Genomic DNA, 12,331 nt, shown 5'->3' on the forward strand with positions numbered 1-12,331 from the left:
GGCCGGGGCACTCCATCCGCTGCGAGCTGACGCGCCGTCCGTACACGCGCGGCACGCTCGGCATGGCCCTGTCCGGCAAGGACACGGGCGGCAGCCAGTTCTTCTTCACGCACGCGCCCCAGCCGCACCTGGATGGCCGCTACACGGCCTTCGGCGAGGTGGCCTCGGGGATGGACGTGGTGGACGCGCTGCTGGAGGGCGACGTCATCCGCGAGGTCACCGCGGTGACGCTGTCGCCCTGACGGCCGTCGCTCAGGCGCCGCTCGCGCGGGCGAGCGGTGCGGGGACACCGAGCGGGTGGCTGCGCCAGCGCTGGTTCTCCTCCTCCTCGAGCTGCTCCACCTGGTGGCGGATGCGCTGCCACTCCGTCTCCGGGATGCGCAGGAACGCATCCGCCAGGTTCGGGTCGAACTGGGTGCCCGCGCAGCGGCGGATCTCATCCCGCGCCACGCTCATGGGCCGCCCCTTGCGGTAGGGCCGGTCGGAGGTGATGGCGTCCACCGTGTCGGCGATGCAGAAGATGCGCGCGCCGATGCTGATGTCCTCGCGGGACAGCCCCTGGGGATAGCCCTTGCCGTCCCAGCGCTCCTGGTGCTGCAGGACGATGAGCGCCGCCTCGTGCAGGTAGGGCATCTTCGCCATCATCCGGTAGCCGAACTCCGGGTGCTTGCGCATCTCCACCCATTCGTCCGGCGTCAGCGGCCCGGGCTTGAGCAGGATGGAGTCGCGCACGCCAATCTTGCCGATGTCGTGCAGCAGCGCGCCCTGCTCCACCACGTCCAGCGCGGCGCCCACCAGCCCCACCTCCTCCGCCAGCCGGCGCGAGTACAGCGCCACCCGACGCGAGTGCCACTGCGTCTCCGTGTCGCGGTAGTCCAGCGCGCTGATGAGCCCGTCCAACAGGCCCGTGGTGCGCTCCACCACCCGACGCTCCAGGTCCTGGTTGATGGCCACCAGCTCCGCGTTCTTCTCCGCCACCTCGCGCGTCAGCCGCTCGTTGGCCTCCACCAGCCGGTAGTGCTCCACGGCCTGGCGCACGCTGCTCGTCAGCTCGCTGAGCGACCACGGCTTGCCGAGCAGCCGGAACACCTCGCCCCGGTTGACCGCCTCGGACGCGACGCGGAAGTCCGCCGCCGCCGTGAGCATCAGCCGCACCGCCTTCGGGTTCTTCTCCCTCAGGGCGCCCAACAGCTCGATGCCGTTGAGGTACGGCATCATGAAGTCCGTCAGCACCACGCAGAAGCCCACCTCGCGCGCGGCGAGCGCGGGGTCGCTGTGCGTGACGACGTCATAGCCTTCCGTCTGGAGGATCCGGGAGAGCGCGGCGAGGATGAGCACGTCGTCATCCACCACGAGGATGCGGTCCATGTTGGAGGGTCTCCGGGGGATTTTGGGCCTGTCTTTCTTTATACAGCCTTGTCGCGCACCCAAACAGGGCCCCCCCGACGGTTTTGCGCGCGCAAGCCCCGGAAATCCTTGAAGGTTCTCGCATTGCGCAAGATGCGCGGAACCAAGTGATGCTTGCCTGCCCGCCAAGGTGTGATTTATGGTGCGCGGCAAGGCTGCGTTTCAACGCTAACCCCTTGGAATCCTGGAGCAATCTCCGATGGCTAGAGCCCCAGCAGGGCCGGTGCCGGTGGTCGTGATGGGGCTGGGATTCATCGGGCAGGAGATTGCCAAGGCATCCCTGTCCAGCCCGGAAGTGGAATTGATTGGGGCCGTGGATACCCATCCCTCCCTGGTCGGTCGCCCCCTGGGTGACGTGCTGGGAGGTCCCGCCCCCCGGGTGAAGGTGGTGGACTCGCTGGAGAAGGCGGTGGGCCGGCGCAAGGGCGTGGTGCTGCTGCACGCCACGGGTTCACGGCTGCCGCAGGTGATGGAGCAACTGCTCGCGGCCATCAAGCTCGGCCTGCCGGTGGTCAGCACGTGCGAGGAGCTGGCCTTCCCCTATCTCAACCACCCGGAGCTGGCGGACAGGCTGGACCAGGCCGCGCAGCGCGCCGAGGTGGCGGTGCTGGGCGCGGGCGTCAACCCGGGCTTCGTCCTGGACCGGCTGGTGGCCACGGCCGGTCAGGTGTGTGGGCCCGTCAGGCGCGCCACCGTCACGCGGGTGGTGGACGCACGCACCCGGCGTGAGGCCCTGCAGCGCAAGGTGGGCGCGGGGCTGACCGAGGAGGAGTTCTTCGAGTTGGTGGATGGTGAGCAACTCGGCCACGTGGGGCTGGTGGAGTCGGCGGCACTCGCGGCATTGGGGCTGGGGTTGGATTGTGATGACTACGAGGAAGAGGTAGCCCCCGTCTTCGCCGAGGAGGACATCTCGGGCGGAGCGTTCGCGGTGAAGAAGGGACGGGTGGCGGGCATGTTCCAGTCGGTGGTCGGGTTGGAGGACGGGCAGGAGCGGGTGCGGCTGGAGCTGACCATCGCCGTGGGGGCAGAGGACCCGAAGGACCGCATCGAAATCGATGCGGACCCTCGATTGGTGCTGGAAATCCCGGGGGGAGTGGCGGGCGACCGGGCCACCGCGAACGCGCTGGTGAATGCCGCGCCACGCTTGACGGCCGCCGAAGCTGGGCTCCTCACGGTGCTCGAGCTTCCGGCCGGACGCTAGTCAGGAGAGGGATAATGCTGGACAAGAATGCGATCGGCCGTGCCTCGCCGCCGACGCTCAACGAAGTGGAGAAGGGTGCCATCCGCCGCTTCGCGGAGGCCATCGGCGACTACAACCCCATCTACTACGACGAGGAGTACTCTCGGGCCTCCGGTTACCCCACCATCATCGCGCCGCCCACCTTCCCCGCGTCCTTCCATTCGGCCGCGGACCTGCGGGAGCTGTTGGGGGTGGGCATCAAGAGCCTGCTCCACGCGGAGCAGGGCTTCGAGTACGAGCGCCCCATCTTCGCCGGAGACCGCATCTACGTCTCCACGCGCGTGGCGGACGTCTCCGAGCGCCAGGGCCCGTCGGGGAAGATGGACATCGCGGTCATCGAGGACGAAGGCCGCGACGAGGAAGGCAACCTGGTGTTCCGAGCCCGCCGGACGCTCGTGGTCCGCGCCACCAAGGAGACCCCGTGATGCCCGCGCGCAAGCTCTACTTCGAGTCCATCCGCGTCGGGGACGAGCTGCCCGCCCTGGCCAAGGCCCCCGTCGACCGCGTCCAGCTGTCCCGGTACGCGGGCGCCTCGGGGGACTACAACCCGGTCCACGTCGATGAGATCTACGCCAAGAGCGTGGGCATGCCGAGCGTCTACGCCCCCGGCATGCTGGTCATGGGCATGCTCGGCCAGCTCATCAGCGACTGGGCCCGCGGCGGCCAGATGCGCCGCTACAACGTGCGCTTCAACAAGATGGTCTGGCCGGGCGACACCGTCGTCTGCAAGGGCCGGGTGAGCAACCGCCACGGCACCGGCGGCCGCTACTACGTCGAAATCGACCTGTGGGCGGAGAACCAGCGCGGTGAGCTGGTGATGAAGGGCGGCGCGCACATCCAGCTCTTCTATTCGCTCGAGGACGAGAACCGTCAGCGCTCGGGTCAGAGCCCCATCGTCATCGAGGTGCCCCGCGAGAGCCTCGCGGCCCCCGTGCCCCCCCCCAGCAGCACCGGCGGGGTGAGCGAGGCGTCGGGCGCCTCCGACAACGACGAAGGGGACGACGAGGACTCGGACGAGCGTCCGGCCGGCGCCTCCTCCAAGAAGACGGCGCCCCGGGAGAAGCCCGCCGCCAAGACGGCGACGCTTCCCTCGGCCAAGAAGGTCAAGAAGTAGCGCTTTGCAGTCCTGCGGTGGGGGGCAGACGGGTTGCCCCTCAACGCAGGGTGTCATTCAGGGTTGACTCAAAAATCAGTCGCCGCCACACTTCCTGTGTCTCAATTTCGCGCCGCTGACCCGAGGCCCTCCCTGGAGGGTGGGCAGCGAGCCGTCACGCAGGAGTGGCCATGTCCGCCGGCATCAACACCTACAAGACCGACCTCCGAGAGATCTTCTTCACGTTGTTCGAGCAGTTCGGCTTCGGCCAGGTGGCCGGTCAGGCGCCGTACGACGCCTGGGGCCCGGACGAGGCGAAGGCGGTGCTGACGGAGACGTACCGCTTCGCGCGCGAGGTGCTCGGGCCCCTCAACTCCGTGGGAGACCGCGAGGGCTGTCGGGTGGAGAACGGCTCGGTCTACACGCCCACGGGCTTCAAGGACGCGTGGAAGAAGCTCTACGAGCAGGGCTTCAAGACCGTGGCCGTCAGCCCCGAGCACGGCGGCCAGGGCGCGCCGATGATGCTGCAGGTGACGGTGGAGGAGCTGCTGTCGGGCGCCAACACGGCCTTCAACATGTACCCGGGCCTGTCCTTCGGCGCGGCCGAGGTCATCGCGGAGTGCGGCACGAAGGAGCAGCAGCACCTGTTCGTGGAGCGCATGCTCAACGGCACGTGGGGCGGCACCATGTGCCTCACCGAGCCGCACGCCGGCTCCGACGTGGGCGCGGCCAAGTCCACCGCGCGCCGAAACGGTGACGGCACGTACAGCATCAAGGGGACGAAGATCTTCATCTCCGGCGGCGACCACGACATGGCGGAGAACGTCATCCACCTGGTCCTCGCGCGCATCGACGGCGCGGCGCCCGGCACCAAGGGCCTGTCGCTGTTCATCGTCCCCAAGCTGCGCATCGGCAAGGACGGCAGCTCGGGTGCGTCCAACGACGTGTCGGTGGGCTCCATCGAGCACAAGATGGGCATCAACGGCTCGGCGACCTGTGTGCTGAACTTCGGTGAGAACGACGGCTGTCTGGGCGAGCTGGTCGGCACCGTCGAGCACGTCGGCATGAGCCAGATGTTCAAGATGATGAACGGCGCGCGCATCGCCGTGGGCATCCAGGGCGTCGCGCTGGCGAGCGCCGCCTACTACAACGCGGTGGACTACGCGAAGGACCGCAAGCAGGGCTCGCACTTCACCAAGTGGAAGGACCCCACCGCGGCGCGCGCGGCCATCATCGAGCACCCGGACGTCCGCCGCATGCTGCTGGACATCAAGGCCCACGTGGAGGGCATCCGCGCGCTCATCATCAAGCTGGCGCACCACCTGGACAAGGCGCGGCAGCTGGCGGGCAAGGACGACGAGGCGGCCACCTACCACAAGGGCCAGGTGGAGCTGCTCACCCCGCTGGTGAAGTCCTACGGCTCCGACCAGTCCTTCCGCCTGTGCTCGCAGGCCATCCAGGTGTACGGCGGCGCTGGCTACATCCAGGACTACCCGGTGGAGCAGTACACGCGCGACTCGAAGATCTTCTCCATCTACGAGGGCACCAACCACATCCAGGCCATGGACCTGGTGGGCCGCAAGCTGGGGCAGGCCGGCGGCGCGCACTTCCAGCAGTTCATGGGTGACGTGGGCGCCTTCGTCGAGGCCAACCGCGAGCACGCCGTGTACGGCGAGGCCGTGAAGCTCCTGGCGAGCGCCCAGGAGGCGCTGATGTCCAGCGCGATGATGGTGTTCGGCTGGTCGCAGGACGGCGGCAAGTTCCCGCTGATTCCGCTGTCCGCCAACCGCTTCCTCAACATGATGTCCGAGGTGGCCGTGGGCTGGCTGCTCCTGGACGCGGCGCTCATCGCGGAGAAGGCCAAGGCGGAGCTGTCCGCGGACCACCCGGACCGCGCCTTCTACGACGGCAAGAAGTACAGCGCGCTGTTCTACGCGCGCAACGTGCTGCCCAACGTGGAGCAGGCCGCGCGCCTCATCGCCCTCGAGGACACGTCCCCGATGGAGATCACCGACGCCGCGTTCGCGTCCGTCTGAGCGGAGGGCCTTCGTTCCCGAAGTCGAGGCGCCCCGGGTGACTGGGGCGCCCGCCTGAAACACCCGAGGCCACCCTGGGGAGCCCAAGCTTCCCCGCGGTGGCCGCGAGGCTTTTCCGAGGCGGTGTCCCGCCGGACGGAGCGTCAGTCTCCCTCGCGCACGCCGATGGCGAGCTGACCCAGGCCGGCCTTCTTCGCCAGCTCCATCACCTGGACGACGGTGCCGTGGGGCACGCCCTCGTCGGCCTGGACGATGACGACGGTGTCCGGGTCCTTCACCTTGGCCTCGTCGAAGGACTTCTGCAGCTCCTCCTGGGTGACGACGTTGCCGGCGAGCACGAAGCGGCCGTCGGCGAGCACCGCCACCGACAGGTCCGTCGTCTTCGCGGTGACGTCGGCCGCGCCGCCCTTGGGCAGGTTCACCTTGAGGCCCGCCTTGGCGCCGCCTCCCGGGCCCTGCTGGACGATGACCGAGCTGGTCACCATGAAGATGATGAGCAGCACGAGGAAGATGTCGGTGAGCGGGGTGATGTTGATCTCCGCGAAGACGCCTTCCTCGCCGTCGTCGGACCCCGGTGTCTTGCCCATGGCCATGGTGCGTTCCTTCCGGGCGTCAGGCCGGCTGCGAGTCGGCGCGGGAAGCGGCCGGGGTGTCGGGGCGGGGCGCGGGCTCCGGAGGAGGCCCCCCCGCGGCGCGCTCCTTGAGCAGCTCCGCGAACTCGTCGCCCATCAGCCGCAGCTCCACCAGCACGCGCGACAGCCGGGCCTGGAAGTAGTTGTAGAAGACCATGGCCTGCACGGCGACGAGGATGCCGACGGCGGTGGCCACGAGCGCCTCCGAGATGCCCGTCATCACCGCGGCGCTGCCTCCGGTGCCGCCCGCCTCCACGTCCAGGCCCAGGTCCTTGAACGAGCGCATGATGCCCGCCACGGTGCCGAACAGGCCCACGAAGGGCGTGATGGAACCGATGGTGGCGAGGATCCACAGGTTGCGCCGCAGCTTGAGGCCCACCTGCGCGCGCTCGCGCTCCACGGCGGCCTCCACGCCCGCGCCGCCCGAGCCCCGGCTGCGCTCCCAGCGGTCGAAGCCCGCGAGGAAGATGTCGGCGGCCACGGAGTCGGAGCGCTCGGCGGCGGTGCGGGCCGCGGCCACGTCGCCGCGAAGCAGGTGCTTGCTGACCGCCTCGCCCAGCAGGCGCGAGCGCTCGCTCACCCCCCAGAGGGCGATGATGCGCTCCACGGCCACGACGAGCGCGGCGACGGAGGCCAACAGCAGCAGGGCCAGGGTGACTCCGCCCAGGCGGAGGTAATGCAGGATGTCGTTCAGGCTCATTGGTGGGTGACCCGGCAGGGCGCCATGGCCCAGACTAGGACATATGAACCGCGCAGCCGTCGCAATCTTCCTGGGAGTGCTCTGTTCGGGTTGCCCCAAGCGCATCGAGTTCGGTCCCGAGGGCCAGCTCACCGACGCCGAGGTCGTCTACGAGCGCGTCCGGGCGAACCAGGAGAACGTCGTGACGCTCGAGGGGGACGCGAAGCTGCGCGTCGAGTCCCCGCAGCAGAGCGGCACCATCGGCATGTTCCTCGCCGTCACCCGGCCGGCCTTCCTGCACCTGGAGACGTTCGACTTCTTCAACCGGCCCCTCGCCTCCCTGGTGGGGGACGGCTCGCGCTTCGGCCTGTACCAGGCCCAGACGCATACCTGGTACCAGGGGCCGGCGAGCCCGGAGAACGTCTCGCGCTTCCTCCCCGTCGTCCTGCCGGGCGAGGAGCTGGTGGCCATCCTCCTGGGCCAGGTGCCCCTCATCCCACCCGAGCGCAAGACGCTGGAGCTGGACACGAAGGAGGGCGTCTACGTCCTCACGCTCCACCGGGGGGCGGCCACCCAGGTGCTACAGGTTCACCCCAAGTACTTGCGCGTGGTGCGCAGCCAGGTGCGGGGCGTGCCGGGGTACGACCTGGCGTTCGACGACTTCCTGGAGCGTGGCGGGCTCATCTTCCCGGGCAAGGTGGCGCTCGACGCAAGGCAGGCGCAGACGAAGCTGGAGGTGCGCTACCAGCAGATCAAGCTCAACGCCCGCCCGGACCTGACGCTCTACGAGCTGACCCCGCCGGAGGGGGCCAAGGTCGTCGAGGTGGATGACTCCGGGCGTGAGCAGCCCGTCGGTCCCCCCGAGTCGCCGGCACCCCCGGCGCCGGGTTCCTGACCGGCCAGGCACGGAAGAAGAAGCGCGACGGCTGGACTCGGGTAGAGTGGCCCCCACGACATGGCACAGATCAAGCTTGGAGAATTGCTGATCAAGGCGAATGTGCTCCAGGAGAGCCAGCTCAAGGCCGCGCTCGCCGAACAGGCGAAGTGGGGCGGCAAGCTCGGTGAAATCCTGGTGCGGATGAGCCTCGTCTCCGAGGACATCCTGGTGCGGGCGCTGTCCAAGCAGCTCGGCATGCCGGCGGTCAACCTGGACGCGGTGCAGGTGGTCGCGCCGCACGTGAAGGCGAAGATTCCGGCGCAGACGGCGCGCGACTTCTCCGTGCTGCCGCTGCAGCTTCGCGACGAGGGCAAGACGCTGGTGGTGGCGATGTCGGATCCGCTCAACGTGCGGATGCTCGACGAGCTGCGCGCCGTGACGAAGTGCCGCATCATCCCCAACGTCGCCGGCCGCACCTCCATCGCCCGGGCGTTTGCTCGCATGTACGAGCAGAACATGGAGCTGGAGGACGCGGACACCAACTTCAAGGTGGTGGACGCCCAGGGCCGCACGGTGGTGAAGAACCTCAAGGACCTGGACCCGGCGGCGGCCGCTGTCGCCTCCGCTCCGGCGCCCAAGCCCGCTCCCGCCGCGCGCCCGGCACCGCCGGTCGCGGAGGCCCCTCGCGCGTCCTCGGGAGGCGGCAGTCCGGCGGACCTCCTGCGCAGCGTGGAGGAGGTGCAGCGCAAGGAGGTGGCGGCCCTGAAGGCCATGGTGGAGCTGCTCATCGAGAAGAACGTCTTCTCCCGCGATGAGTACCTCGCGAAGGTCAAGCGGTAGCTCTGCCTTATGCGCAAGAAGATTGGCGAGCTGCTCGTCGAGTCGGGCGTGGTGACGGCGGAGCAGGTGAGGGTGGCGCTCGGGCAGAAGGGCGCTCCGGGGAGCATGCGGCTGGGCGAGGTGCTGGTGGCGCAGGGGGCGTGCGCGCCCATCCATGTGGCCCGGGCGCTGGCCGTGCAGCACGGGCTGCCCTTCATCGAGCTGCCGGATGAGATCGCGCCAGCGGTGTCGTCACTGGTGTCGTTGGACTTCCAGGCCGAGCACCGGGTGCTCCTCTTCCGGATGGAGGTGGAGGGCCGCAGCGAGCGCGTCCACGTCGCCGTGGAGGACCCGGGGGATTTGACGTTGGTGGATGAGCTGCGCTTCCAGCTCCGCAAGCAGGTGCGGGTCTTCGTCGTCGCGTCGGACGACCTGGACACCGCGCTGGCCCGGGCGCGGGGAGAGCCGCTGGACATCGTCGAGGCGGAGCCGCTGTACGAGGAGGAGGGCGCAGGTCCTCTCCCCGTGGCCGCGGGAACGCCACTGGAGTGGGAGATGCCGGAGACGCCGAAGCCCCCCGCAGCGAGACCGCCCCCCGCCGCCGCTCCCGCGGCCCGTCGTCCCGGGACGCCGCCGCCTCCGCCCGCCGAGGCCCTGGGCGGCGCCGGGGGCGACTCGCTGGATGACCTGCTCGGCGTGAAGCCTCCGCCGCCCCGGCCTCCGCCGCCTCCCGTGCTCGAGGCCGACGACGGCAAGCCGCGCGTCCCGGTGGTGATGTTCGGTGGCGCGGCGAAGGGCTCGCAGCCCGCGCTGGCGCTCACGCCCACGCCGGACTTCTCCGACGACGACCTGGCCATCCTGGATGACCTGGAGCGCATGTCGCGGGGCGACGAGGCGGTGCTGGACACGGAGAAGGTGAAGCCCGCGCGCATGGTGGCCAGCCTCATCCGCCTGCTCATCCGCAAGGGGCTCATCCAGGAGGTGGAGTTCCTGGAGGAGCTGGCGAAGAAGTGACCTCCGTCGCGTCGCCCTCGGCGGAGGGGCCCCTGCTGGACGTCCGGGGCCTCACCGTGGAGCTGTCGCGGGAGGAAGGTCCGGTGCGCGCGGTGGACGGTGTGTCCTTCGCGCTGCCTCCCGGCGGCACGCTGGGCGTGGTGGGGGAGAGCGGCTGCGGCAAGAGCCTCACCGCGCTGTCCGTGCTGCGACTCGCGCCCCAGCCGCCCGTGCGGGTGGCGGGCGGCGAGGTGCTCTTCGAGGGGCGCGACCTGCTGACGCTCCCGGAGGAGGAGCTGCGGCGCGTGCGGGGACGCCACGTGGCCATGGTGTTCCAGGAGCCGATGACGTCGCTCAACCCCGTCTTCACGGTGGGCGAGCAGATTTCGGAGGGCGTGAGGCTGCACCTGGGCGCCTCGCGCTCCCAGGCCCGCGAGCGCGCGGTGGAGATGTTGCGACAGGTGGGCATCCCCGCGCCCGGCGAGCGCGTGGATGCGTGGCCCCATCAGCTCTCCGGCGGCATGCGGCAGCGGGTGATGATTGCGATGGCGCTGGCGTGCGACCCGTCGCTGCTCATCGCGGACGAGCCCACCACCGCGCTGGACGTCACCATCCAGGCCCAGATTCTCGACCTGCTCAAGCGCCTGCAGGCCGAGCGCGGCATGGCGGTGATGCTCATCACCCACGACCTGGGCGTCGTCGCGGAGAGCTGCGACACGGTGGTGGTGATGTACGCGGGGAAGGTGGTGGAGCACGCGCCGGTGCGCGAGCTGTTCGCCCATCCGGCCCATCCGTACACGGCGGGGTTGTTGCGCTCGCTGCCCGCGCTGGGCGGCGACATCGACGCGAATGCTCGCGCTCCCAGGCGGAGACTGAGGGCCATCCCCGGCATGGTGCCCGCGCTGGGGCGACTGCCCTCCGGCTGCGCCTTCCGCGAGCGGTGTGAGCGGGCCACCGAGGAGTGCGCGCGCGTGATGCCGGTGCTCGAGCTCAAGCGCGGCTCGCAGCGCGCGGCGTGCCATCATCCGGTGCCCGCGCCATGAGTTCCGTCGAGCCACTCCTCCAGGCGAGGGATGTCCAGGTGCACTTCCCCGTGCGCGCGGGCGTGTTCCAGCGCGTGCGCGGCGCGGTGAAGGCGGTGGATGGCATCAGCCTGGACGTCTTCAGGGGCGAGACGCTGGGCCTGGTGGGGGAGAGCGGCTGTGGGAAGAGCACGCTGGGGCGCGCGCTGTTGCGACTGGTGGAGCCCACCGCGGGCTCCATCCGCTTCGACGGGCAGGAGCTCACCGGACTGTCCCAGCGGCGGTTGAGGCCGCTGCGTCGCCGGATGCAGCTCGTCTTCCAGGACCCGTATGCCTCGCTCAATCCGCGCATGACGGTGCGCGAGCTGTTGGGTGAGCCCTTCGACATCCACGGCCTGGCGCGTGGTCCGGGAGAGAAGGAGCGCGAGGTGCTCGCGCTGCTCGACGCGATGGGCCTGCCCCGCGAGGCGCTGGGGCGGCTGCCCCACGAGTTCTCCGGTGGGCAGCGACAGCGGCTGGGCATCGCCCGGGCCATCGCGCTGCGCCCGGACCTGGTGGTGGCCGACGAGCCCATCAGCGCGCTGGATGTCTCCATCCAGGCGCAAATCGTGAATCTGCTGGTGGACCTGCAGCGCGAGCGCGGGCTCACCTATGTGTTCATCGCGCACGACCTGAACATCGTCGAGCACGTGTCCACGCGCGTGGCGGTGATGTACCTGGGGCGCGTCGTCGAGCTGGCCCCTTCGGACCTGCTGTATCGCCGACCGCGCCACCCCTACACGCAGGCGCTGCTCGCGGCGGTGCCGGTGCCGGACCCGTCGCGGACCCGGACGCGGCTGTTGGTACCGGGCGAGCCGCCCTCTCCGCTCGCGCCGCCTCCCGGCTGCACGTTCCATCCGAGATGTCCCCACGCCATCGAGCGCTGTCGACGCGAGTCGCCTCCGCTGTATCCCCTGGACTCGGGGCACTTCGCCGCGTGTTTCCTGGCGGAGGACGCGTCCCAGCGGGCTGTCCCCACTCCACCTCCCGGAGGAACCGACGGTGTTCTGGCTCAGTCACCATCACCCGGATGAGTACAACCGCACGTACCTCTTCGGCGGGTTGAGGCTCTGCGCCCGCTGCCTGGGGACCTACCCGGTGATGCTGGCCGGGCTGGTGGCGCTGTTCGTGGCGCGCGCGCCGCTGAGCTGGTCCTGGGATGTGCCCGCCGTGCTGCTGCTCACGCTGCCCGCGCTGGTGGACTGGGCGGTGGGCCGCTTCCGGCCCGCGGCGGGCTCCAACGCGGTGCGCACCGCGACGGGGGTCCTGCTGGGCCTGGCGCTCGCACGCTCGCTGCACGTCCACCTCCAGCGTCCCCTGCCTGGCGTGCTCCTGGCCCAGGCGGCGCTGGTGACAGGGGTCGCGCTGCCTGTCATTCTGGCCACTTACCGGAGACCACGACCGGATTAGACCCTCGCGCGCCGTCGTCCGTTATGACGGCACGGGTTGAGGGTGGGCCGGAAGTGAGCGTGGCTCCACGAGCGATGGGGGAGA

At 70.0% G+C, this 12,331-nt stretch carries 14 protein-coding genes; 11 read left to right on the plus strand and 3 right to left on the minus strand.

All coding sequences use genetic code 11. The features are described 5' to 3' along the window. On the plus strand, positions 1-242 hold a 242-nt coding region (locus FL311_RS10180), incomplete at its 5' end, for a peptidylprolyl isomerase (RefSeq protein WP_194869144.1). Between the two features lie 10 nt (positions 243-252). Here the strand turns inward: FL311_RS10180 and FL311_RS10185 are convergent. Continuing rightward, a complete protein-coding gene (locus FL311_RS10185; protein ID WP_141324741.1) occupies positions 253-1,368 on the minus strand; it encodes an HD domain-containing phosphohydrolase in 1,116 nt (371 codons plus the stop codon). A 238-nt stretch (positions 1,369-1,606) separates the two neighbouring features. Here FL311_RS10185 and FL311_RS10190 point away from each other — a divergent pair, with 238 nt between their 5' ends. From FL311_RS10190 to FL311_RS10205, 4 genes are all read left to right on the plus strand, one after another. Beyond that, on the plus strand, positions 1,607-2,608 hold the full coding sequence (locus tag FL311_RS10190) for a dihydrodipicolinate reductase (protein WP_141324742.1): 1,002 nt from the start codon (positions 1,607-1,609) through the stop codon (positions 2,606-2,608). A gap of 14 nt (positions 2,609-2,622) precedes the next feature. Beyond that, positions 2,623-3,072, plus strand: coding sequence for a MaoC family dehydratase N-terminal domain-containing protein (locus FL311_RS10195; protein ID WP_046714763.1), 450 nt, complete (start codon positions 2,623-2,625; stop codon positions 3,070-3,072). Continuing rightward, positions 3,072-3,761, plus strand: a complete 690-nt coding sequence (locus FL311_RS10200) for a MaoC family dehydratase (RefSeq protein WP_141324743.1) — start codon at positions 3,072-3,074, stop codon at positions 3,759-3,761. Before FL311_RS10195 ends, FL311_RS10200 begins: the two co-directional genes overlap by 1 nt. 170 nt (positions 3,762-3,931) lie before the next feature. After that, positions 3,932-5,776, plus strand: coding sequence for an acyl-CoA dehydrogenase (locus FL311_RS10205; RefSeq protein WP_141324744.1), 1,845 nt, complete (start codon positions 3,932-3,934; stop codon positions 5,774-5,776). A 143-nt stretch (positions 5,777-5,919) separates the two neighbouring features. Here the strand turns inward: FL311_RS10205 and FL311_RS10210 are convergent, their stop codons facing one another. Both FL311_RS10210 and FL311_RS10215 read right to left on the minus strand, forming a co-directional pair. Beyond that, the gene (locus FL311_RS10210; protein ID WP_141324745.1) at positions 5,920-6,369 is read right to left on the minus strand and encodes a biopolymer transporter ExbD; all 450 of its coding nucleotides are present in this window, start codon (positions 6,367-6,369) and stop codon (positions 5,920-5,922) included. Positions 6,370-6,388: 19 nt separating this feature from the next. Continuing rightward, positions 6,389-7,108: a MotA/TolQ/ExbB proton channel family protein gene (locus FL311_RS10215; protein WP_141324746.1), complete on the minus strand. Its 720-nt coding sequence runs from the start codon at positions 7,106-7,108 to the stop codon at positions 6,389-6,391. 43 nt (positions 7,109-7,151) lie between these two features. Here FL311_RS10215 and FL311_RS10220 point away from each other — a divergent pair, with 43 nt between their 5' ends. The 6 genes from FL311_RS10220 to FL311_RS10245 are packed head-to-tail and all read left to right on the plus strand — an operon-like array spanning position 7,152 to position 12,247. Next, a complete protein-coding gene (locus FL311_RS10220) occupies positions 7,152-7,982 on the plus strand; it encodes a DUF4292 domain-containing protein (RefSeq protein WP_141324747.1) in 831 nt (276 codons plus the stop codon). A gap of 60 nt (positions 7,983-8,042) precedes the next feature. Beyond that, positions 8,043-8,804: a general secretion pathway protein GspE gene (locus tag FL311_RS10225; protein ID WP_141324748.1), complete on the plus strand. Its 762-nt coding sequence runs from the start codon at positions 8,043-8,045 to the stop codon at positions 8,802-8,804. A 9-nt stretch (positions 8,805-8,813) separates the two neighbouring features. Further along, entirely contained in the window at positions 8,814-9,797 is a 984-nt protein-coding gene (locus tag FL311_RS10230; RefSeq protein WP_141324749.1) for a general secretion pathway protein GspE, read from the plus strand. Next, positions 9,794-10,819, plus strand: a complete 1,026-nt coding sequence (locus FL311_RS10235) for an ABC transporter ATP-binding protein (protein ID WP_141324750.1) — start codon at positions 9,794-9,796, stop codon at positions 10,817-10,819. Before FL311_RS10230 ends, FL311_RS10235 begins: the two co-directional genes overlap by 4 nt. After that, positions 10,816-11,871 (plus strand): ABC transporter ATP-binding protein, encoded by a 1,056-nt coding sequence (locus FL311_RS10240; RefSeq protein WP_141324751.1) that lies wholly within the window; start codon positions 10,816-10,818, stop codon positions 11,869-11,871. Before FL311_RS10235 ends, FL311_RS10240 begins: the two co-directional genes overlap by 4 nt. Then, the gene (locus tag FL311_RS10245) at positions 11,840-12,247 is read left to right on the plus strand and encodes a DUF2085 domain-containing protein (protein ID WP_141324752.1); all 408 of its coding nucleotides are present in this window, start codon (positions 11,840-11,842) and stop codon (positions 12,245-12,247) included. The genes FL311_RS10240 and FL311_RS10245 overlap by 32 nt, the downstream gene beginning before the upstream one ends. Positions 12,248-12,331: the final 84 nt, after the last annotated feature.

The organism is Myxococcus sp. AB025B (genome assembly GCF_006518215.1).
In the GTDB taxonomy this organism is placed as follows: Bacteria; Myxococcota; Myxococcia; order Myxococcales; family Myxococcaceae; genus Myxococcus; species Myxococcus fulvus.